Source organism: Thalassobacillus hwangdonensis, assembly GCF_042675915.1.
Classification (GTDB): Bacteria; Bacillota; Bacilli; order Bacillales; family Halobacillaceae; genus Thalassobacillus_A; species Thalassobacillus_A hwangdonensis.
The window spans coordinates 229,439-249,850 of record NZ_JBHTKL010000005.1; the positions used below are offsets into that span (position 1 = coordinate 229,439).

Below are 20,412 nucleotides of genomic sequence, written 5' to 3' on the forward strand. Positions count from 1 at the left end.
TCCTTTATGTACTCGTTATTCCGAAAATGAACTTGTATGCTTTTCTATTCTTTTTCATTTTCTTAAACCCTTCTTTTGAGTCGAAAATGAGGACAGTTTTATTCATCCAGATTCGTAGATAGAGGGAGTGGGCACGGATGGGACCGACAATTCCTTTTTCCTCGAATTCGATTCCATTCTCGCGTTCGGTTTCGGTTCGGATCAGCCACGTATTACCAATACCGAACTCAATGTATTTCATGTGTGTGAACCCAGCCATTTATGTAAAAAGTACTGATTGAACCCTTTAGGGTGGTCCTCAATCACTCCGAATACCTCAAAGCCATACCGTTTGTAAAACTCCGGCGCCTGGAAGCTGAACGTATCTAATGCGATGAACCGGCAGCCTTTTTCTATAGCGAGTTGTTCAGTTTTTTTCAGAAGTTCTGCCCCGTATCCACGTCCACGAAGTCGATCGTCAACCCATAGGAAATCGATGTGCATATGATGCCAGAACGTTGTTGCTGTGATGCCTCCTACGATTTCATCCTGCTCGTTACGGAGGATGAAACTGGTTTGTTCGTTAGGTGTTTTGCAATCCTCTGGAAGTTGGCTCACATTATGTTCAATTACTTTTTTTCGGATGAAGTCGCTGTCTTGCTGGTTCCATTGCTGGGTGATTTTCATCAGACCATTCCCTTCCTGTAAGTGGAAGTGTATTATATAGAATTTTTCCAATAAAGAAAAGGAGGAATTTTTCAAAAATAATTGTTAGGCTGTAATTAATGGAATGATTTGGATAGGTGGGTTGATTATGAAAAAAGGCGGCTTAGCGATTATTTTATCTGCAGCCTTAGTAGGTGTGATCGCAATAGTTGGCGTACGTGCGACTTTCGGTGAGGCCCCTGCTGAGCAAGCCAAAAGTGGAGATTCGCCGACTGAGCAAACAGCATCGATGTGGGATCTCGACATCCGCACGCTAGTGGAGGAGTCAAAAGCAGAGATCGATCGTATTCAGAAAAACAAGGTAGTCGTGATCAACGGGGAAGAAGTGGATGTCACTACAAAAGAAATGGAAAAGTGGATGCTGCGGAGTTATATGGATGCCAAAATGGTTGGTGCTGAAGAAGTTAGTGACGAGGCTCTTGTTGAGAATGCATTGGTAGCGAAGAATCAACGGGAAAATCTGTTGGAGTACGCATCACAGGAGTTCGGAGTTGAAGTACAACCTGAAGATGTAAGAGCATTTATAGATTCTCAAGTTGAACAAATAGAGAAAGGCGAGCAGGAACTGAAATTTTTCAAGGAATTATCTTCATCTTTAGGTATAACATTAAACGAATTTTATTATGAGTGGGAATATGATAATTTTGCGATGATTTACGTGAGCGGTGAGGTTTTCCCAATCCTCCAGGAAAGGTATGGACGTGAAGAGCAGGAGGATGGGCAGGAGTATCAGGCAAGCTTGCGAGAAATTTTCATCAAGGGATTAGATGAATTTCGATAATGAATCAGGACCAATTCTTATGAATTGGCCCTGTTAATTTTCGAGCGTGAAGTAATCCATTGTAGAGGTCACTTGAAATCCGCACGATTTATAAAGGGTGAGCGCATTTTTATTTTCCACAGCCACCTGAAGCATGATGTCTTCGACTTGCATTTCTTGCAACTTCTTTACTGCTTCCATCAAAATCGCTCTGCCATAGCCTTTACCCCGTTGTTCTGGAATGACTCCAAGACCGTAAATCGCCCCGACGCCCTCGTTGGTCTCTAAGTGTACTTTTCCAATGGTGGTGCCTTCGAATTCAGCGAGAAAAATTTCCACGCCGTGTCTTTCTTCCTCTTCAGGAAGTCTGACTTCGGGCTCATCAATTTCGAAATAGATGGCGTTCTGTCTGGCGATTTCCTTCGCGTCGGCATTGGTTGCTTTTCTGAGCTTCACTGTCGTTGGAGGCTGTTTATCAGGGGCATTCTTTAGGTGCATTTCATACTCCGAATGCTCATAGTGTGTCTCTAACTGTTTGATGAAGGCCTGACCAGAAGGGGAATTGCGATCGCTTAATAACAGCATGTTCTCTGCATTCCTGTAATGGCTCTCTGTTTTCACCAGGTCGAAAAGCTTGGTGAAGACGCCCATCCGTCTATATGAAGGGTGGACCATGCCGTTCACTTCCAGCGTGCTGCCGCCGAATTGGCAGATGCCAATGTATCCGATGAGGAGGTCATCATCGTAATACATGAACTCATTGAACTCATTAGTGTTGGCGCTGGCTAGCTTGTATTCCAATTCGAGTTTGAGCGTGACTTGATCGTTTTCGATGCAATGGTTTTTGAGTATGGTGATTTCGTCGTAATCTTGTTGATTAAGACGGGCTTTCATTCTGATGCTTGGATTGGTGAGCTTCATGGAAGCACTCCTTTGGCGTTTTCTGATTGAAAAGGTGAGTTTACTAATTAAAAATTGTCCTTTACTGTTCAAAACTTCTCGAATACTCATCAAGCTTTCTCAATACTGATTAAAATACTCCAAATACTGATTAAATGTCCTAGTCAGCCTCAGCGAAATTCCATGGTAGTCGTTTCATCGATTTGAGAAACCTGCTTAAGCAATTCTTTATGAGTGCGGTCCACCCAATAGTATTGGAGGGTATCTCCAAAATAAACTTTCACCTTCCAAGCTTTTGCTGTTTCTCCCGTACTACGTATGACTTTTTCCAGGTCGACAACTTGGATATCGATTGTCTGGTTGGCTTGTTTTACAGGGTTGAAGCTATTCAATTGTACAGCATAATCATATGCCAGCGGGAGGAGACGTAGAATCAGCTCAACACTAAAGGTGTCAAAGTGTTGTGGAGGAGTTGGATAGTTGAATTCAATAGTTTTAACCCCTTCCATGAAATTTTCAAAAGAAATCGGCAGCAATGTAGATCTATCGGCTAAGACGATAATTTCGCGATTGCCTAGAAGTTCAGAGGTTAAAGTTTGTTTCCTTCTTACCACTTCACGGTCCTTAATCGAAATGATGGTCAATTCTTCGAAGGTAACGCCAACTTTTTGTTCGATTCCGTTTTCAATCAGATAGACTTCTTTTTCGTCACGGGTTTCCGGTAACCCTTCAGCGTCTAGATTGTCAAATATTATTGTCATATTGGACGTTCATCCTCCTTCAAACTTCATTTTTACAATCATGCTTGCCATTCTCTTTTCAGTAAGCTGTAGGTGACAATATCGTTGAATTTACCATTGATATATTCCGCATCTCTGTTGATGCCCTCTTTTTTGAATCCCATTCGCTCAGGGATCTTTCGGCTTCTCAGGTTAAATTCGGCACACTGGATCTCCACTTTGTTCAACCCCAGTTCAGTGAATGAATAACTTAGTAATTTTTCGATACAGTTGGTGATGATCCCTTTTCCTTCTACGTTCCTGCCCAAATAATAGCCAATGCTTGTATGCTTCGTTTTCCAATTGATGAAGTGCAAAGACACCATTCCTACCAAACTGCCGTTCAAATAGATTCCAGCATTGAAACCGTTGTTTTCACCAAATTGCTGCAACCATGCCGGAATGATCGCTTCGCTGTAATCCTTGGCTGAAGAGACATTATCGACCCACCCGAGCCATTCTCTTAAATGCGCGCGGTTACCATCAACCAATGCAAAAACTTCCTCCGCCTGATGAGGCTGAAGAAGGCCTAACTGAAGCTCTTCGTTAACCTTTAATGTAAACATGCGATTTCCCCCAATAATGTAAAAATAAAATGACTCGCCCCTGCTATGAGGGACGAGTTTCACACGTGATACCATACTGTGTCATGGGACGCATCAATCCGCGCAATCCACTCGACGTTAATTGAAATATTTGTTAAACATACTATAGAATTCCTTGTGCGTTTCGTCAATAAGGTTATAGAGTATAAAATGAGTATCTATTAAACTGGTGAGACGATTGAAAGGGGAGGCTTTCTAATGAAAAAACGACTTTCTGAGGCTGATTTCTTAGGGTATATCAACATTCAAAACCCCACATTCAATCGACAAATGGTGTTTGGTTTTTTAATTCTTTTTCTATGGGCGTTCGGAGTTGCTCCGCTCTACGCGGCACCATTCTCCCCATTTTTTGTCGACTTGGGGCTTTACCCGGCAGTGCTGGTGACGATCATGGCAGTGCCCTATCTATTCGCTCCTTGGAAGCTTGAACCTTATTTTTATTTTCTACTTGGAATATTGAGTGCAGTAACAGGCTACTGCCAGTTAGTAGTCGTAGTGAAATATCTTTACGCGTGGCTGCTTCCGGAGTCATTTCTGTTGTTGTATGTCATCTTTGGTAGCTATGTGCTGGAGGTCATTGTGATGAATCTTGTGAATCTGAAGTGGCTCAAGGATGGGACCTACAGGAGGTATCACGAAAATCCGGAAAGTGTGAACTATAAGTTGATCATCAATTTCCTGATTGGCTGCTTAGTTCTATGCGCGATCGTTTTCTTCCTTTTTTATGACACAGCTTCCTACTTTATGGTCATCATTGTAACGTTGTCGTTCTTTCAGTTGATTCTTGCTTATTTCACGACGTTTTTCCATAAGGGGATCGTCATCCGGAGACACATGGACCTTACGAAAAAATATTGGCCAGGATTTGGTGACACTTGGCAGGAAAGAAAATGGCGGTATGAGGATTAAGCTTGATTAAGGTGGTTCGCCCATAAATTTTGTTTTTCGCTCATTAATTGAAAATTTCGCGCATAAATCGAGATTTCCGCCTACAAATCTGGAATATCGCTCACAACCCTGTAGCTTTTCGCTCATAAAACCTCCATAGGGACAGTCCCCCACCGCATTAACGCGTTACCTCGGTGGGGGACTGTCCCTAAATATGCACTAAATATACAAAAAAACCGTATGTGAGTTTTACTGCCTATACAGGAATCTTTTACATAGATAACGAATATGTTCCGTAGCTAAAGAAAGGCGATGGAGGTAAACCATGTCTTACGTTGAAAAATGTCCTTTATGCAATCCAGAAAAAGACGCTGATCAAAATATTGTTTTGGAGAATGAAACGTGTTATTTCCTCCAGCACAATAAGCATCAAGGGGTGTTGGAGGGAAGCGGTTTGATTGTTCCTAAAAAGCATCACCGGGATGCTTTTCAATTAACCCGTGAAGAGTGGAACGATACGTATGAGCTGCTGCAAGAGGCGAAGAAAGTTCTCGATAAGTCGCTTTCCCCCGATGGCTATACCATTGGTTGGAATGTAGGAAAAGTGTCTAATCAGGAGATTTTCCATAGTCACCTGCACGTGATTCCAAGATTCAACGATGAACCTTTGGCTGGAAAAGGGATTCGGTATTGGTTGAAGCAAGAGGAAAATAGAAGGTAGAGGAGGAATCATTGATGACTACCCATCCCAAAGTAGAAGCATTTATAAGCCGCGCAGACCAATGGAAAGAGGAATTCAAGGCATTGAGAGAAATCATTCGTACCTGTGAGCTGACCGAGGACTTCAAATGGATGCATCCTTGTTACACGTTGAATGGAAAAAACGTCGTACTGATCCACGGGTTCAAAGATTACTGTGCGCTTCTCTTTCACAAGGGTGCTTTACTGAAGGATCCACACGGCATCCTGATTCAGCAGACCAAAAACGTTCAGGCTGCTCGTCAGATCAGGTTCACGAATGTCGAGGATATCGTGGAAATGGAAAGCCTGCTAAAAGCTTATATCGAGGAAGCTATTGAAGTGGAAAAAGCGGGGTTGAAAGTGGAAACGAAAAAGACCGAGGAATACGAAATCCCAGAAGAACTTCAAGCGGCGTTTGATGAAGATCCTGCTTTTAAAGATGCGTTTGAAGCGTTGACCCCTGGACGTCAGCGGGCTTACATTCTTCATTTTTCAAAAGCAAAGCGCTCTGCGACGAGAGAAGCGCGGGTGGAGAAGCATAAGCAGGATATCTTTGATGGAAAAGGTTTGAATGATCGATAGCTCAAAGGTGGGACGGCTGATGTTGAAGGATTTTTTGGAAGATGAAATCTCTGATGAAGAATTTTATAAAGCGATTGTTGAATTTATCAGTTCCTGGAATATCCGGTGTGGGGAATACGAAGGAAATCGCTTTGTCATTAAGAAGAAGGATCATGAAAATTTTCTTGTTTACGACGAATATGAAATTGACGGCAAGCGGGTAACCCATCAGACGGTTCCCATCACTAAAAAAGATCTACTGGAAAAGATTCATGAACATGCAAGGAAACAAGGGTTTACTGTAACTCTGTAAGTAAAAAACAGGACCACCTGCAACGGCAGGTGGTCCTGTTTTGTAGTTATTTTTTGTTCACGGATGCGTCGTAAATCGAGTCGACTGCTGCTTGTAATTTATCATTGAACTCCTCGTCCGATTGTTTCGCATTCAGGTCGGCAGCGAGTGCGCGGGAGAAGCTGGCGATTACGCCATGGTTCTCTTTCAATTTTTCATTGGCTTCGTCACGGGAGTACCCGCCGGACAGTGCTACAACCCGAACGACTCTCGGGTGGTCAACAAGTTCTTTATACAGGTTCGCCTTCGTCGGAATCGTCAGCTTCAGCATCACATTTTGGTCATCTGAAAGCTCGTCCAGATGCTTGTGAATTTCCGACTTAAGGATTTCCTCGCATTTTTCCTTGTCCGCACTGTTGATGCTCACTTCAGGCTCGATAATCGGCACGAGGCCAGCGGCAATGATTTTCTTACCGATGTCGAACTGCTGATCGACAACTGCTTTGATGCCTTCTTCATTAGGGTCATGGACGACAGAGCGCATCTTTGTCCCGAAAATGTTGCGTTCATTAGCGCGGCTAAGGGTTTCATCGAGGTCGTGGATCGGTTTCATCATCTGGACGCCGTTTTCTTTTTCAGCAAGTCCTTTGTCCACCTTCAGAAAAGGTACGACACCTTTGGATGCCAGGTAGTCCCCAGTGTACTGACCTTCGATTTCACGGTCCATCGTCTGTTCAAACAGAATCGCGCCGAGAATCTTATCGGAACTGAAAGCGGGGGAGGTGATGATCCGCGTACGCATCTGGTGCACGAGTGTGAACATCTCATCTTCACCGGAATAAGAATCCTCAGGCACACCATAGGCAGCCAATGCTTTCGGCGTACTGCCACCGCTTTGGTCTAGCGCAGCAATGAAGCCTTTGCCAGTTTTCATTTTTTCATAATGGGTGTTGTTCATACAATCCACTCCTTTTTAAAGTGATCCCTTATCCTTCTTCCCGTTATCGTGCCCGTTTTAACCCCAGATATGTTTGAGGGCGCAGGCTTCAGGAAATAATTATGGTGAAGTGGCGGGAAGGATTGAGATTTTTCATTTTTCTGGGTGTTCATGCACTTTTTCCCCGTTTTCGTGTACCACTATAAGTGTAAGAAATATTTAATTCTTTCGATAATAGTGATACACTATAAATAGACAAAAATATACTGGAAAAGATGTGCGGTCAGGTCGAACTCTGACTTCGTCTGACTATTTTTAGAGAACGCTTACATCTTTTCTATCACTATAGGGAGTAATTCGACCATGAGTAAAAACTATACGCAAACTGACGTTATTTTGATTGGTGCTGGCATTATGAGTGCGACGTTGGGGTCACTGTTGAAAGAATTGGTTCCGGATTGGAATATTCGTGTGTTCGAAAAGCTTGGAGGCGCGGGTGCGGAGAGCTCGAATGTGTGGAACAATGCGGGTACTGGCCACGCGGCGCTGTGCGAGCTGAACTACACGAGCGAAAATACGGACGGCTCCATCGATATGACGAAGGCGATCCGAGTCAATGAACAGTTCCAGGTTTCCAAGCAATTTTGGTCTTTCCTTGTCAACGAGGGACGTATCGGCAATCCGCATGAATTCATCATGCCGTTGCCACATATGAGTCTCGTTCAAGGTGCGAAAAATGTGAAATTTCTAAGTAAGCGCTTCAAGACAATGTCTGCGAATCCATTATTCAAGGATATGGAATTTTCTGATGATCCGAAAAAATTGAAAGAATGGATTCCGTTGATCATGAATGACCGTACATCCGTCGAACCGATCGCAGCGACGAAAATCGATTCCGGAACGGACGTCAACTTCGGTTCACTGACGACGAAAATGTTCGACCATCTGGAAAACAATGGACTGGAGGTCAACTACAGACACAGTGTCGAGGACATCACACGTAAGGACGACGGTACGTGGGAAGTAAAAGTACATGATTTACAAAATGGCAAAATCGAATACCATACAGCGAAGTTCGTCTTCATCGGAGGCGGCGGTAAGAGCCTGCACCTGCTGCAGAAGACAGGCTTGCCTGAAGCGAAGCACATCGGCGGCTTCCCGGTCAGCGGGCAGTTCCTCGTTTGTAAAAATGAGGAGGTCATCGAGCAGCATAATGCGAAGGTGTACGGAAAAGCGCAGGTTGGCGCGCCGCCAATGTCTGTCCCTCACCTGGATACGCGATACATTGACGGTAAGAAATCCTTGTTGTTCGGTCCGTTTGCAGGCTTCTCACCGAAGTTCCTGAAAACCGGTTCAAAGATGGATCTGATCACCTCAGTGAAGCCGGATAATGTGGTGACTATGGTCATGGCAGGCCTGAAAAACGCTTCGCTGACGAAGTACTTGATTGAGCAAGTACTTCAGTCTAAGGAACAGCGTTTGGATGCGTTACGTGATTTCATTCCCGAAGCGAAGGCGGAGGACTGGGACCTTGTAGTCGCTGGTCAGCGCGTACAGGTGATCAAGGATACCGAAGCTGGTGGAAAAGGTACGCTTCAGTTCGGTACAGAAGTTGTTACGTCTTCTGACGGGTCAGTAGCAGCATTGTTGGGTGCTTCTCCTGGTGCATCGACAGCTGTATCTGTCATGCTTGAAGTGCTTGAGAGGTGTTTCCCGCAGCACGTGCAGGAATGGGAGCCGAAAATCAAGGAAATGATCCCATCCTACGGTGTTCAGTTGTCCGAGAAGCCAGAGCTGCTTGACCAAGTAAATGCTACATCTGCAAAAGCTCTAGGTCTTGTTGATCCAGGCTGGGAAATTGAGCAGAAAGCATCGAATGATTGATCGGAAACGTTAAATAGAGAGTAAGAGGGAGGGGAACCTTTGATTCGCATCGGCGGGTTGATGGTTCTCTTTCTTTTTGGGAGGGAGGCTTGTGAGTATGAAACAGATGTGGATCGCGTTGGCAGGGATAGGCGCGCTAGTAGCGGTGTGGCTCGATATCAAGTATAAAGGCTTCGGGTACCAGCAGCTGCCTGAACGGTTGAAAGAACGATTGAAATGAATAGAATCAAAGACGCCTCTTTTCAGATGAAAGAGGCTTTTTTAATTCGCAAAGTAAGCAACGCTTCACCGTATCACCGCACCGGGGGACTGTCCCCCGGTGCTTTAAAGTGAAAAAGCCTCTCTGGATTTCCAGAGAGGCTTTTGATAGCTGCTAACTATTAACTCATCAGTTTCGGATGAGGTAGTCGAATGCGCCTAGTGCGGCATTCGCACCAGATCCCATCGAAATGATGATCTGATTATACGGGCTATCTGTACAATCTCCGGCTGCGAACAGGCCAGGGATGTTGGTAGCTCCTTGTTTATTCGTTACAATCTCACCAATGCGGGTGCGCTCCACTTGCTCGCCGAGCCATTCCGTATTCGGAACGAGACCGATTTGGACGAACACACCATCAAGTTCGGTGTGTACCTCTTCCTCTGTTTCACGGTTCACGTAAGTGATGCCTTCCACATTGTCTTTACCTGTGATTTCAGTCGTTTGTGCGTTCGTCTTGACGGAAACGTTAGGCAGACTGTTCAGACGTTTTTGCAGGACTTCGTCGGCTTTCAGTTCAGATGCAAACTCAAGCACCGTCACGTTGTTGACGATTCCTGCAAGGTCGATTGCCGCTTCGACACCGGAGTTTCCGCCACCGATGACAGCAACGTCTTTTCCTTCGAAAAGTGGACCGTCACAGTGTGGGCAGTATGCGACACCTTTGTTGCTGAATTCCTGTTCGCCAGGAACGCCGATTTTTCTCCAGCGTGCCCCTGTGGAAACGATGACGGTTTTACTTTTAAGAACGCCACCATTATCAAGCTCAACCTCGAACATGTCCTTTTTCTCGATGCCGCGGACGCGCTGAAGGTTCATGACGTCGATCGGGTAATCCTTCACGTGCTCTTCAAGGCTCGCGACGAATTTCGGTCCTTCCGTCTGCTTGACACTGATGAAGTTTTCAATCGACATCGTATCCATTACCTGGCCACCAAAGCGCTCAGCAACGATACCTGTGCGGATACCTTTACGAGCGGCATAGATTGCCGCACTCGCACCGGCAGGTCCGCCACCGATGACAAGCACATCATACGGCTCTTTGTTGTTGAACTCTTCTGGATCCGGTCCATCGCCGATCTGGCTGACAATTTCCTCGAGGGTCATACGACCGCCGCCGAAGAACTCGCCATTCAAAAAGACAGATGGAACTGCGCGCACGTTGTTGTGTTCCGCTTCTTCCTTGAAAGCGGCACCGTCGATCATCGTGTGGGTGATGTTCGGGTTGATGACACTCATCAAGTTCAGCGCCTGCACCACGTCCGGGCAGTTATGGCAGCTTAGGCTGACATACGTTTCAAAGTGGTACTCGCCACTGATGTTTTTGATTTGGTCGATTACGTCCTGGTCCGCCTTAGGAGCTCTACCGCTCACTTGCAACAGGGCAAGCACGAGGGAAGTGAACTCATGGCCTAAAGGGACGCCGGCGAACGTGATGCCTGTATCTTCACCAGGGCGGTTCACACTGAAGCTAGGTGTGCGTTTCAGGTTGGCATTTTCAACGGTGATGCGGGAGGACATGGATGCTAGCTCATCAGTAAGAGCTAGCATCTCGCGGGATACGTCATCCTCTCCAGCGTCGACTTTCAGCTGAACGTCCCCCTCCATCATCTGTAGATACTGGTCTAATTGTGCTTTGATGTTTGCATCAAGAACCATACCGGGTCACTCCTTAGATTTTACCTACTAGATCAAGGCTTGGCGTAAGTGTTTCGCTTCCTTCTTCCCATTTCGCTGGGCAAACTTCACCAGGATTGCTGCGTACATATTGAGCTGCTTTGATTTTGCCGATTAATGTGTCAGCATCACGGCCGATGCCGCCAGCGTTGATTTCAACTGTCTGGATGACACCATCCGGATCGATGATGAATGTACCGCGATCAGCAAGTCCTTCTTCTTCGTTAAGGACATCGAACTGACGGGAGATTGCCTGAGATGGGTCACCGATCATTGCATATTCGATTTTACCGATTTTTTCAGAGCTGTCATGCCAACCTTTGTGCACGAAGTGCGTATCTGTAGAAACAGAGTATACTTCAACGCCAAGTTCTTTCAGCGCGTCATAGTTATTTTGAAGGTCTTCCAATTCAGTCGGGCATACGAATGAGAAATCTGCAGGGTAGAAGCAGACAACGCTCCATTGACCTTTGAAATCTTCATTTGTTACGTCGATGAATTCGCCTTGTTTGAATGCTTTTGCTTCGAATGGTTGTACTTCTTTACCGATTAGAGACATAGTGAAATTCCTCCTGAAGTGTGTATATATTTTATAGACTACTAAGTTAGTAATCTATAATAATTCTAATTCGATACCTATTATTAAATAGAATTTCTTATTTGTCAAACCATAATGTTTCTTGTCGAAAACTGCTGGTGGGAAAGTGAGGTTACGGCGTCTATTGTACGTAAGATTTAATCATTCTCAAAAAGTTATGCTCAAATGAGAATGAAGGGGGCGGCGCACTGTCGCTTTAAAGCGATGGGGGACTGTCCCCACTTGCGGTAGTGTGCTAAAGCGTGAGGGGTTTAAATTCTAGTAAAATGCCAAAAGAGCACTGCGGGGTGCAGTGCTCTTTTATCTAGTTTTTATTGAAGAGAAAGAGAAACGGTATGACGGATAAGGCAAGTACGCCGCCGATGACGGACAAGGTTGGAAAACTGGAGAAACCAACGATCATGCCGGAAACAGCACCTCCCGTTGCCCCTGAAAGTGCGATGAATACATCGACGCTTCCTTGTGTTTTGGCACGGTTGGCAGGTGTGGTGGCATCGACGAGGATCGCGGTTCCGCTGATCAATCCGAAGTTCCACCCAAGACCGAGGAGTGCTAATGCAATTGTCAGCCCTGCCATCGACTCGCCCGGCGAAACTGCCGCAAGAATTCCCGCTATAAGTAAAGTGACGCCAGATGCTGCTGCCATTGTCATCCGCCCGACTTTGTCAACGAGCACGCCGGTTACGAGCGAAGGCAGATACATCGCGCCGATATGGATGCCGATGACCATACCGACAGCATTCAATCCATGGCCGTGGTCGCCCATGTGGACAGGTGTCATTGTCATGATTGCAACCATGACAACCTGGCTCAGAATCATCACTGTAGCTCCGAATCTTACTCCCCGTTTGTTCATCGTACCAGTTGAGGGTGTGTCCGCTTCCGGTTTGCTTGCTTTGACTGCCTCAATCGCTTTAGATATGACAAAAGGGTCAGGTCGCATCATTGTCAGAATGATGATGCCAGCCAGTAGATAGGCAGCAGCGGCAAGTATGAAAGGTCCGGATAGTGCAGGCACGCCGATGGAAGTAGCAAAGCTGCCCATGACTCCGACGAGGTTGGGACCTGCCACAGCCCCGAACGTCGTCGCTACCATCGCGATGCTCACTGCAGTGGCTCGTTGCTTTTTATTAGCGAGGTCTGTGCCAGCGTATCTTGCCTGAAGGTTGGTCGCAGATCCTGCTCCATAGATTAGTAGAGCTGTGAACAACAGAAAAATGTTGCTGGCGATAGCGGCGTAGATGACACCGACTGCACCGATGGCCCCGGTGGTAAACCCGATGCTAAGGCCGGTCCTACGACCAAATCGCTGCGACAGTCTACCGACGATAAGTGCCGCGCCCGCTGATCCTAGTGTGAAAAGTGCGACGGGCATCCCCGCGAAGCTGTTGGTTCCAAGCATGTCTTCTGCAAGTAAGGCGCCGACGGTTATTCCCGCGGCAAGGCCCGCACCGCCGAAAATCTGTGCGATAACGACGATGATGAGTGTGCGGCGGTAAATCTTCTTTTGTTCTTCTGGTGAATCTATGTATTTCTGCATCCACGATGGATGCTGTTCGAGTTGGTGTGCTGGTTGACTCATTTATAATTCCCCTCCCGCAGGATACCCAGATAGGTTCCTACTAACCTCATTCTACAGGTGGAGGGGGAAGCTTGTCATCAGTAACAGCTTAGAGGGGGACAGTCCCCCGGCACGGTAAAGCTTTACTGTGGTGAGGGACTGTCCCCCGCTGCAGTAAAGCGTTAAAGAGGTTAGGCGCCGACGTCGTTGATTTGGTCGATTTTGATGGTGCCAGAAGCTGTTTGGATTGTGAATCCTGCGTCATCGAATAAGATTTTGGGGTGTTTAATTATCGGAATTTCATGAATGTGTGTGCTGGTGCGGTGCTCGCTTGCTTCCATTACACTTTCGCCGGGTTCCCCGTGCAACTGAATAACGCCATTGTCCGGTGAAACCGTAACATCGTCCAGCTTTATGAAAGCGGAATTTGGTTCCCACCCATCCTGCGTCGTCACCTGCACGGTTTTCCCGTACCACTGGCGAATGATTTGGTTGAATTCTTCTATTGTAATTGATCGTTCATCCATGTTTATCACTCCTTATGGTTAGCTTTTCCAATATTTAGCTCTCTTATTAAAGAAAGCTGGCTGCATTGACGCTTTAAAGAAGTGAGGGACTGTCCCTCGGTGCGGTGATGCGTTAAACCGCTGGGGGACAGTCCCTTCATTCAGGATGAAACTTTTTCTTTTTCTTCTTCTTTTAGTTTTCTCAGAAGTTGATCGACGGCGGCCTGGCCAGGTGTTGCTGCCTGGGCATTTTCGATGATTTTCTCTTTCGTTGTCTTAGGTTCTTCCGTTGCAGCTTCTGAATCCATCGCAACGACTGTTTGGTCGCCATCACCTCGGTAGGAAAGGTTGTTTGTAGGGTCTCCATCAGGCGCTGTACGAACGTGTTCTTGCACATGCACCAGCTCACCATTCGGTGCTTTTTTATCAGGTCCGTCATAAGAAAGGTTGTTGGTCGGATCTCCATCCGGCGCAGTTCGCACATGCTCCTGGACATGTACAAGAGGAGGTTCTCCGGCTGTAACCGCTCTTGTGCCGATAGGCTCTCCCGTCGCAGTTTTCGTTTCCATATATACCTCACCATGGACAGGCTTCGTCTCTGTAGCAAAAAAGTCGCCGCCTACGTGCAATTTCAAGAAAGGAAGAATGAAAGCAACGATAATGACAGGGACACTTCCCATAATTCCTAATGCAGCGTAGCTCGTATAATCATGTCGGTAAAGCCAGCGAAGCAGGCCATTGAGCGCGAAAAAGCTGATGATGCTGACAATCACACCTTCCGTGATTGTGCTCGTTTGTATGCCATAAAACTGATAACTATGTAAGTACTCTGAACGACCGATTAGTCCCGCAGAAATTCCGTAGAACAGAATTCCTGAAACAAAAGGTCGCCAATTTTTCCATATGTAACCTATACGCATGATAAATAATACAACCATGATGATGAAGATGATCGGCGCAAGAAAAGGCAGAACGAATGAAATAACACCGAGCACCACCATCCACAAAAGCATGGATTTCAACATTTTAAAAGATGTAATAAGAAAAAATAGAATAAGTCCTCCGATGAACAAAACAGGATGCAAATACCCTAGAAAGACAACGAGCGGGAATGAGTAGATTGCTGTCCTGTGATGTCCCGTCTCGGATTGTTCTTGAACCCACTGATTCATAGCCCACCTCCTAGTTACATAGATTTAGGTTTAAATACCTATCAGATGATTGTATCAGACTATTATAAAAGGGGACAGTCCCCTTTTTCGATCTTTTACTTGTGATTATGCTAAAAACCATACTATTTCTGTAGTTTTATAGAGTTATTTGATGAACGATTCTTAGAGGAATCGGTTCTTTTTTATCTAATAAATTATTTATGCGAAAGTCCGTTTTCTTCGCAAAAACATACATAGGAGGGAAAAGGCAGCTGCTGGGACAGGCATTGGTTAATACACTACATTTGAGAGGGAGAAACAATTCATGAAGCGAAATTTTTCTAGAGTGTTATTCAGTATTCTTGCACTTGTACTGATTTTTTCTGCATTCAGCTATAACCCGGCGAATGCAACGGCGAATGAGAGTCCTAGATTACAGGAGCTTGATATCGCTGAACTGTTTGGTGAAATTGAAACGTCCTCAGACCGGCCGACCTCGGTCATCGTAGAACTGGAAGAAGAGTCGATTGTGGAAGCGAATCATAAAGGGAAGAAGCAATCCAAAGCGAACCTGAATAAGGAACGCGGAAAAGTTATCAGCGAACTGAAAAAGCAAGTGAAGACAGCGGATGTGAACAGGGAGTATGACTATGTATTCTCCGGGTTCTCCGTGGAACTGCCAGGGAACGAGATTATTAAACTACTAGCGGTTCCTGGTGTTAAAGCGGTATATCCGAACGTGCATTATACAGCAGACGTCATTTCCAAGGAGGAAATCTCTGCAGAGGAATTCAGCCCGGAAATGATGAAGAGCGCACCGTTCATTGGTGCGAATGAAGCGTGGGAGGCTGGTTTCACTGGTGAAGGTGTAACCGTAGCGGTCATTGATACAGGTGTGGACTATACACACCCTGACCTTGCGCATGCGTTCGGTGATTATAAAGGATACGATTTCGTCGATGACGATAATGATCCAATGGAAGGTCCTACTCAATACCATGGTACACACGTTTCCGGTACAGTAGCAGCGAACGGAGCGATTAAAGGTGTGGCTCCAGAAGCAAACCTTCTTGGCTATCGTGTACTTGGTCCTAATGGTGGTACGACAGAGGATGTCGTCGCAGGTATTGAACTTGCCGTCCAAGACGGCGCGGACGTCATGAACCTTTCATTGGGTAATTCATTGAACAACCCTGACTGGGCGACTTCGATCGCGCTTGATTGGGCGATGGCTGAGGGAGTAGTCGCGGTTACTTCAAATGGTAATGCTGGTCCTAATAACTGGACAGTCGGATCTCCGGGAACTTCCCGTGAAGCGATTTCTGTAGGAGCGACACAGCTGCCTTACAATGAGTACACTGTGGAGCTGGCTCCTTCTGAAGGCGTAGAATACCCTACTGCGAAAGTAATGGGCTTCCCTTCTGATGAAGAGCTTTTGGCTCTGAACGGAGTAGAATACGAGTTTGTTTATGTAGGTCTGGGAGCGGAAGCAGATTTTGAAGGTAAAGATTTAGAAGGTAAAATCGCTCTGATCAGTCGGGGAGGATTTGCATTTGTAGATAAGGCTGCAAACGCGAAAGCAGCAGGCGCTGTTGGAGCGATTATTTTCAATAATGTCGCTGGCGAGCATGCGGATGTTCCTGGCATGGCGATTCCGACAATCAAGACGGAACTCGCAGATGGACAAAAACTTTTAGCAGAGTTGGAAGCTGGCAACAATACGGTTTCTTTTGATATCGAATTCGATAAAGCAGTTGGCGAAACCATGGCAGACTTCTCCTCTCGAGGACCGGTCACGTTGAGTTGGATGATCAAGCCGGACGTTTCCGCTCCGGGCGTGAACATCGTCAGTACATTCCCGAATGGAACATATGCTGCTTTGCAGGGTACAAGCATGGCATCTCCGCATGTAGCGGGTGTTGCAGCACTATTATTAGAAAAGAATCCTGGGTGGGCAACTGAAAATGTTAAAGCAGCACTAATGAACACCGCGGTTGATGTCATCGATCCAGGAACAGGTGAAGCTTACGCTCATAACACGCAGGGTGCTGGAAGTGTTCGCGTCATGGACGCATTGAACACAGAAAACCTTGTGGTACCGGGAAGCTACTCCTTCGGTAAGTTCGTGAAAGAAAAAGGCAAACAGGTAGAGAAGCAACATTTTGAAATCAAGAACCTATCGAACGAAAGAAAGACATATAACTTTGATGTTGAATTTGACGGAAACCCTGAAGGGGTTAAAGTTTCCACCAGCAAAAACTTGAAAGTTGGAGCTGGAAAATCTCAAAAAGTGAACCTTAATGTACAAGTAGACACCTCCAAACTAGAGCCAGGTTATTACGAAGCAACAATAACAGTGAGCGATGGCTCCCAAATCATCGAAGTACCATCGATTCTCTTTGTAGGCGAGCCGGATTACCCTCGCGTAACCGGAGCATTCATGGAGAAGGCGAATGAAGACTCCTATTACGTAGGTGCTTATCTGCCAGGTGGAGCAGAAGTATTAGCTTATGACCTGTATGTATTTGATGAAGAAACAGGTGGAATTGGAGCGCCCATCGATACAATAGGGGTGTTTGAAGATGCACCACTTCCATATCATGAGTTTGTATGGGATGGAAAGGTTAGGACCGAAGGAAATACGCGAGAAGAGCTTCCTAATGGCGATTGGGTGTTAGCCGTCTATGTTGAAGAAGCAGGTGTCACTGAATACAAAGCCTATCTAGTAACAAAAGAATAATAGCCACTAAAAAAGAGGGACAGTCCCACGCCGGATTAACGCGTCACCGCGCCGGGGGACTGTCCCTCATTACTTTAAAGCGGCAAAATGAATTTTCTGAAACTTCCGCGCGTATGCTTCGTATGTACATATATAACAATCTGAGGAGCGATGAAATGGAAACCGTAATTACTATCGAGAATCTGTCCAAATCGTTTGGCGCAACCGAAGCCGTCAAGGATATGTCTTTTTCCGTGCGCAAGGGGGAGATTTTCGGAATTATCGGCCCGAACGGTGCAGGAAAGACGACCACGCTTGAAATGTTGGAGGGGATCCTGAAGCCGGATAGCGGGAATGTCGATGTACTTGGCCTCGTACCTAGCAAAAGCCTTAGAGCACTAAACAAGCGAATCGGTGTGCAGTTCCAAGCGACTTCGATTCAGAAAAAAATGAAAGTAAAGGAAGCACTTGACCTTTTTGAATCGTTTTATACCTCTACCTCCCAAAAGGATCACCTGATTGAAATCCTTGGACTCCACGAAAAAATGAATGCCCAGTTCGGTGACTTGTCAGGAGGATGGAAGCAGCGCGTTACGTTAGCACTTGCGACACTCCACAAGCCGGAAATCGTTTTTCTTGATGAGCCGAGCATGGGACTCGACCCGAATGCGCGCCGGGAGATGTGGGAGATGATCAAGATGCTGAAGGATGACGGCTGTACAATCGTGATCACCACGCACTACATGGAAGAGGCAGAGAAACTCTGTGACCGAGTGGCGATGATTTACAGCGGGAAGCTGCGTGCACTTGATACACCGGAAGGGCTGCTCAACGATTCGAATGCCCAGTACCTATCGTTCGACAGCGCTGATCTGGAATACGATTACCTCCTTACCGTCCCACATGTGATCCGAGTGGAACAGGATGGTCATTCGTTCAAGGTCTTCAGTGAAAACCAGCAAACGTCTGCGTACCATATTTTCGCCTATTGCCATGAGAAGAATATTGCACTAAAGCATTTTGCATTTGAAAAAGGATCCCTGGATGATTTGTTCGTTCAGTATCTGGAAAAGGAGAAGATCGGATGATAGCCGTTGCGAAACTAGCTAGTTTAGAGACGAAAATGTTTTTCCGGGACCGCCTCAGTGTATTTTGGACGTTTTTATTCCCGGTATTAATGATTTGGTTGTTCGGTTCAATGTTTGCAGGAAATGATATGGGAGGCGGCCTATCCTACGCACAGCTGTTCATCCCAGCCTGGATCGGCGTGAATATCGTAACGACGGCATTTTTCACATTAGGAACGGTGCTTGCGGCTTATAGAGAAACGGGTGTGCTAAGACGTTACCAATCAACCCCGGTGCAGCCTTGGAAAATCCTAGTCGCCCATACGGTACAGGGGACAGTGATATTTGCGATTTCCGCAGTACTGCTGATGGTTTTCGGCATGCTGATGTATGACCTGACACTGCCTGAATATATTGGTAGCACGTTGCTTGCGCTCATCGTCAGTATCCTTGCCTTTTTCCCGTTTGCTTTATTAATGACGTCACTTGCGAAAAACACCCAGGCAGCGGCTGCAATCAGTTCCCTTTTCCTGAACTTGATGCTGTTCTTGTCCGGTGCTACATTCCCTCTGGAAATGATGCCTACGGTCCTGCAGTATGTAGCTAAGATCCTGCCGCTTTATTATGTAATCCAGCTGATGCGCGGCACGTGGAGCGAAGCGCCAATCACGGAATATGGATTGGAAGTAGGAGTCTTACTCGCAATCGCAGTCGTTTCGATTGTGCTTGCTTCTCGCTTCTTTCGCTGGTCCGATAAATAAAAATAGGAAGAATTTCTTAAGTGTCGGGGAGTTTTTACCTGTTTTCCGTTATAATAGAATAAAAGGGGTGCGGTTTATGAGTGAAAAACCTGGTTACTTTGATGGAAGCGGCACGTTGAAAAATGATAGGGAAGTAACAGAGAATCAACCGTTGGAGATTACGGATGAGATGAGAAAAAACATGAGTGGTAATCCATACGAAGTGTGATTTTTACAGGATTTGTCTTTTATGACAAGTCCTTTTTTTATTGCCAAGTATCCATAATTGACTCTGACGTGCGGGTGATTTATGATATGTTTCGTGGTTAGAAAATCTCTAAACTGAGATTTATATTTCCAAAAAAATATCAAAATAGATTGTTAAATAGAAGAAAGGTGAGTGTTTATGGCTAAAGTATTGTATATTACAGCACATCCACACGACGAAACACAGTCATTCAGCATGGCTGCAGCAACATCCTTTATCAATGAGTATAAACGTGTAAATTCTGAAGACGAGGTTGTACACATCGATCTATATAAAGAATCCATCCCCCAAATTGACGCGGATGTATTCAAAGGCTGGGGCAAGCTCCAGGCTGGCGAAGAATTGGAAACGTTGAGCGAAGTGGAAAAAGAAAAAGTGAGCCGCTTAGCTGAACTTAGCGAACAGTTTGTCGATGCAGACAAATATGTATTCGTTACACCGCTATGGAACTTCTCCTTCCCGCCGGTGATGAAGGCATATATCGACTCTGTCGCAGTAGCAGGCAAAGCATTCAAATATACAGCGGAAGGTCCGGTCGGCTTGCTGACGGACAAAAAAGCATTGCACATCCAAGCGCGAGGAGGCATCTACTCCGAAGGTCCTGCAGCGGCAATGGAAATGGGTCACCGTTACCTTGATACAGTAATGAACTTCTTCGGTGTTCCGAGCTTTGAAGGATTGTTTATCGAAGGACACGCAGCAATGCCGGACAAAGCAGAAGAAATCAAAGAGGACGGCATCGCACGCGCCAAAGACCTCGCCCACACATTCTAACGCGTTAAACCATTGAGGGACTGTCCCCCGGCACGGTGAT

23 protein-coding genes are annotated in these 20,412 nt (G+C 46.0%); 12 read left to right on the plus strand and 11 right to left on the minus strand.

Features of this window, described 5'->3' with window-relative positions:
* Positions 1-4: 4 nt before the first annotated feature.
* Positions 5-241 (minus strand): DUF3977 family protein, encoded by a 237-nt coding sequence (locus ACFQ2J_RS10515; protein ID WP_386059767.1) that lies wholly within the window; start codon positions 239-241, stop codon positions 5-7.
* Complete coding sequence (locus tag ACFQ2J_RS10520) at positions 238-666, minus strand: GNAT family N-acetyltransferase (protein WP_386059770.1); 429 nt, start codon at positions 664-666, stop codon at positions 238-240. The genes ACFQ2J_RS10515 and ACFQ2J_RS10520 overlap by 4 nt, the downstream gene beginning before the upstream one ends.
* A 127-nt stretch (positions 667-793) precedes the next feature.
* Between ACFQ2J_RS10520 and ACFQ2J_RS10525 the strand changes: the two genes are divergently transcribed.
* A complete protein-coding gene (locus ACFQ2J_RS10525; RefSeq protein ID WP_386059773.1) occupies positions 794-1,486 on the plus strand; it encodes a hypothetical protein in 693 nt (230 codons plus the stop codon).
* Positions 1,487-1,519: 33 nt separating this feature from the next.
* Here the strand turns inward: ACFQ2J_RS10525 and ACFQ2J_RS10530 are convergent, their stop codons facing one another.
* From ACFQ2J_RS10530 to ACFQ2J_RS10540, 3 genes are all read right to left on the minus strand, one after another.
* Positions 1,520-2,386, minus strand: a complete 867-nt coding sequence (locus ACFQ2J_RS10530; protein WP_386059776.1) for a GNAT family N-acetyltransferase — start codon at positions 2,384-2,386, stop codon at positions 1,520-1,522.
* A 149-nt stretch (positions 2,387-2,535) separates the two neighbouring features.
* On the minus strand, positions 2,536-3,126 hold the full coding sequence (locus ACFQ2J_RS10535; protein ID WP_386059778.1) for a hypothetical protein: 591 nt from the start codon (positions 3,124-3,126) through the stop codon (positions 2,536-2,538).
* A 38-nt stretch (positions 3,127-3,164) separates the two neighbouring features.
* Entirely contained in the window at positions 3,165-3,710 is a 546-nt protein-coding gene (locus ACFQ2J_RS10540) for a GNAT family N-acetyltransferase (RefSeq protein ID WP_386059781.1), read from the minus strand.
* A gap of 237 nt (positions 3,711-3,947) precedes the next feature.
* Here ACFQ2J_RS10540 and ACFQ2J_RS10545 point away from each other — a divergent pair, with 237 nt between their 5' ends.
* The 4 genes from ACFQ2J_RS10545 to ACFQ2J_RS10560 all read left to right on the plus strand — a co-directional run bounded on the left by ACFQ2J_RS10545 (position 3,948) and on the right by ACFQ2J_RS10560 (position 6,252).
* Positions 3,948-4,658: a hypothetical protein gene (locus ACFQ2J_RS10545; protein ID WP_386059784.1), complete on the plus strand. Its 711-nt coding sequence runs from the start codon at positions 3,948-3,950 to the stop codon at positions 4,656-4,658.
* Positions 4,659-4,962: 304 nt separating this feature from the next.
* Positions 4,963-5,358, plus strand: coding sequence for an HIT family protein (locus tag ACFQ2J_RS10550; RefSeq protein WP_386059787.1), 396 nt, complete (start codon positions 4,963-4,965; stop codon positions 5,356-5,358).
* Between the two features lie 14 nt (positions 5,359-5,372).
* Entirely contained in the window at positions 5,373-5,960 is a 588-nt protein-coding gene (locus ACFQ2J_RS10555; RefSeq protein WP_386059790.1) for a YdeI/OmpD-associated family protein, read from the plus strand.
* 19 nt (positions 5,961-5,979) lie between these two features.
* Positions 5,980-6,252, plus strand: coding sequence for a hypothetical protein (locus ACFQ2J_RS10560; protein ID WP_386059792.1), 273 nt, complete (start codon positions 5,980-5,982; stop codon positions 6,250-6,252).
* Positions 6,253-6,298: 46 nt separating this feature from the next.
* Here ACFQ2J_RS10560 and ACFQ2J_RS10565 read toward each other — a convergent pair whose 3' ends face one another.
* Complete coding sequence (locus tag ACFQ2J_RS10565) at positions 6,299-7,189, minus strand: fructose bisphosphate aldolase (protein WP_386059795.1); 891 nt, start codon at positions 7,187-7,189, stop codon at positions 6,299-6,301.
* A gap of 318 nt (positions 7,190-7,507) precedes the next feature.
* Between ACFQ2J_RS10565 and ACFQ2J_RS10570 the strand changes: the two genes are divergently transcribed.
* Complete coding sequence (locus tag ACFQ2J_RS10570; RefSeq protein WP_386062462.1) at positions 7,508-9,052, plus strand: malate:quinone oxidoreductase; 1,545 nt, start codon at positions 7,508-7,510, stop codon at positions 9,050-9,052.
* 97 nt (positions 9,053-9,149) lie between these two features.
* Positions 9,150-9,272, plus strand: coding sequence for a hypothetical protein (locus ACFQ2J_RS10575; protein WP_386059798.1), 123 nt, complete (start codon positions 9,150-9,152; stop codon positions 9,270-9,272).
* 168 nt (positions 9,273-9,440) lie between these two features.
* Here the strand turns inward: ACFQ2J_RS10575 and ahpF are convergent, their stop codons facing one another.
* From ahpF to ACFQ2J_RS10600, 5 genes are all read right to left on the minus strand, one after another.
* Complete coding sequence (gene ahpF, locus ACFQ2J_RS10580) at positions 9,441-10,970, minus strand: alkyl hydroperoxide reductase subunit F (RefSeq protein ID WP_386059800.1); 1,530 nt, start codon at positions 10,968-10,970, stop codon at positions 9,441-9,443.
* A gap of 13 nt (positions 10,971-10,983) precedes the next feature.
* Positions 10,984-11,547, minus strand: coding sequence for an alkyl hydroperoxide reductase subunit C (ahpC, locus tag ACFQ2J_RS10585; protein ID WP_386059803.1), 564 nt, complete (start codon positions 11,545-11,547; stop codon positions 10,984-10,986).
* 343 nt (positions 11,548-11,890) lie between these two features.
* Complete coding sequence (locus ACFQ2J_RS10590; protein WP_386059806.1) at positions 11,891-13,168, minus strand: MFS transporter; 1,278 nt, start codon at positions 13,166-13,168, stop codon at positions 11,891-11,893.
* A 170-nt stretch (positions 13,169-13,338) separates the two neighbouring features.
* Positions 13,339-13,674 (minus strand): hypothetical protein, encoded by a 336-nt coding sequence (locus tag ACFQ2J_RS10595; RefSeq protein ID WP_386059808.1) that lies wholly within the window; start codon positions 13,672-13,674, stop codon positions 13,339-13,341.
* 140 nt (positions 13,675-13,814) lie between these two features.
* Positions 13,815-14,825 (minus strand): hypothetical protein, encoded by a 1,011-nt coding sequence (locus ACFQ2J_RS10600; protein ID WP_386059811.1) that lies wholly within the window; start codon positions 14,823-14,825, stop codon positions 13,815-13,817.
* 304 nt (positions 14,826-15,129) lie between these two features.
* On the opposite strand from ACFQ2J_RS10600, the gene ACFQ2J_RS10605 reads away from it, so the two are divergent.
* The 5 genes from ACFQ2J_RS10605 (at position 15,130) to ACFQ2J_RS10625 (ending at position 20,372) form a co-directional block, all read left to right on the plus strand.
* Positions 15,130-17,544, plus strand: coding sequence for a S8 family serine peptidase (locus ACFQ2J_RS10605; protein WP_386059813.1), 2,415 nt, complete (start codon positions 15,130-15,132; stop codon positions 17,542-17,544).
* Positions 17,545-17,699: 155 nt separating this feature from the next.
* Positions 17,700-18,611, plus strand: coding sequence for an ABC transporter ATP-binding protein (locus ACFQ2J_RS10610; RefSeq protein ID WP_386059816.1), 912 nt, complete (start codon positions 17,700-17,702; stop codon positions 18,609-18,611).
* Positions 18,608-19,351 carry an ABC transporter permease gene (locus tag ACFQ2J_RS10615; protein WP_386059819.1) on the plus strand — a complete coding sequence of 248 codons (744 nt, stop codon included), beginning with the start codon at positions 18,608-18,610 and terminating at the stop codon, positions 19,349-19,351. The genes ACFQ2J_RS10610 and ACFQ2J_RS10615 overlap by 4 nt, the downstream gene beginning before the upstream one ends.
* A gap of 76 nt (positions 19,352-19,427) precedes the next feature.
* Positions 19,428-19,559 carry a hypothetical protein gene (locus tag ACFQ2J_RS10620; protein ID WP_386059822.1) on the plus strand — a complete coding sequence of 44 codons (132 nt, stop codon included), beginning with the start codon at positions 19,428-19,430 and terminating at the stop codon, positions 19,557-19,559.
* A 177-nt stretch (positions 19,560-19,736) separates the two neighbouring features.
* Positions 19,737-20,372: an FMN-dependent NADH-azoreductase gene (locus ACFQ2J_RS10625; RefSeq protein ID WP_386059825.1), complete on the plus strand. Its 636-nt coding sequence runs from the start codon at positions 19,737-19,739 to the stop codon at positions 20,370-20,372.
* Positions 20,373-20,412: the final 40 nt, after the last annotated feature.

Bases quoted from the DNA above. Each gene is read 5' to 3' on its own strand.
- ACFQ2J_RS10540 (WP_386059781.1), bottom strand. From the start codon at position 3,710: ATGTTTACATTAAAGGTTAACGAAGAGCTTCAGTTAGGCCTTCTTCAG.
- ACFQ2J_RS10575 (WP_386059798.1), top strand. From the start codon at position 9,150: ATGAAACAGATGTGGATCGCGTTGGCAGGGATAGGCGCGCTAGTAGCG.
- ACFQ2J_RS10605 (WP_386059813.1), top strand. From the start codon at position 15,130: ATGAAGCGAAATTTTTCTAGAGTGTTATTCAGTATTCTTGCACTTGTA.
- ACFQ2J_RS10550 (WP_386059787.1), top strand. From the start codon at position 4,963: ATGTCTTACGTTGAAAAATGTCCTTTATGCAATCCAGAAAAAGACGCT.
- ahpF (WP_386059800.1), bottom strand. From the start codon at position 10,970: ATGGTTCTTGATGCAAACATCAAAGCACAATTAGACCAGTATCTACAG.
- ACFQ2J_RS10520 (WP_386059770.1), bottom strand. From the start codon at position 666: ATGAAAATCACCCAGCAATGGAACCAGCAAGACAGCGACTTCATCCGA.
- ACFQ2J_RS10535 (WP_386059778.1), bottom strand. From the start codon at position 3,126: ATGACAATAATATTTGACAATCTAGACGCTGAAGGGTTACCGGAAACC.
- ACFQ2J_RS10555 (WP_386059790.1), top strand. From the start codon at position 5,373: ATGACTACCCATCCCAAAGTAGAAGCATTTATAAGCCGCGCAGACCAA.
- ACFQ2J_RS10615 (WP_386059819.1), top strand. From the start codon at position 18,608: ATGATAGCCGTTGCGAAACTAGCTAGTTTAGAGACGAAAATGTTTTTC.
- ACFQ2J_RS10545 (WP_386059784.1), top strand. From the start codon at position 3,948: ATGAAAAAACGACTTTCTGAGGCTGATTTCTTAGGGTATATCAACATT.
- ACFQ2J_RS10515 (WP_386059767.1), bottom strand. From the start codon at position 241: ATGAAATACATTGAGTTCGGTATTGGTAATACGTGGCTGATCCGAACC.
- ACFQ2J_RS10600 (WP_386059811.1), bottom strand. From the start codon at position 14,825: ATGAATCAGTGGGTTCAAGAACAATCCGAGACGGGACATCACAGGACA.
- ACFQ2J_RS10590 (WP_386059806.1), bottom strand. From the start codon at position 13,168: ATGAGTCAACCAGCACACCAACTCGAACAGCATCCATCGTGGATGCAG.
- ACFQ2J_RS10530 (WP_386059776.1), bottom strand. From the start codon at position 2,386: ATGAAGCTCACCAATCCAAGCATCAGAATGAAAGCCCGTCTTAATCAA.
- ACFQ2J_RS10560 (WP_386059792.1), top strand. From the start codon at position 5,980: ATGTTGAAGGATTTTTTGGAAGATGAAATCTCTGATGAAGAATTTTAT.
- ACFQ2J_RS10565 (WP_386059795.1), bottom strand. From the start codon at position 7,189: ATGAACAACACCCATTATGAAAAAATGAAAACTGGCAAAGGCTTCATT.
- ACFQ2J_RS10525 (WP_386059773.1), top strand. From the start codon at position 794: ATGAAAAAAGGCGGCTTAGCGATTATTTTATCTGCAGCCTTAGTAGGT.
- ahpC (WP_386059803.1), bottom strand. From the start codon at position 11,547: ATGTCTCTAATCGGTAAAGAAGTACAACCATTCGAAGCAAAAGCATTC.
- ACFQ2J_RS10610 (WP_386059816.1), top strand. From the start codon at position 17,700: ATGGAAACCGTAATTACTATCGAGAATCTGTCCAAATCGTTTGGCGCA.
- ACFQ2J_RS10625 (WP_386059825.1), top strand. From the start codon at position 19,737: ATGGCTAAAGTATTGTATATTACAGCACATCCACACGACGAAACACAG.
- ACFQ2J_RS10595 (WP_386059808.1), bottom strand. From the start codon at position 13,674: ATGGATGAACGATCAATTACAATAGAAGAATTCAACCAAATCATTCGC.
- ACFQ2J_RS10620 (WP_386059822.1), top strand. From the start codon at position 19,428: ATGAGTGAAAAACCTGGTTACTTTGATGGAAGCGGCACGTTGAAAAAT.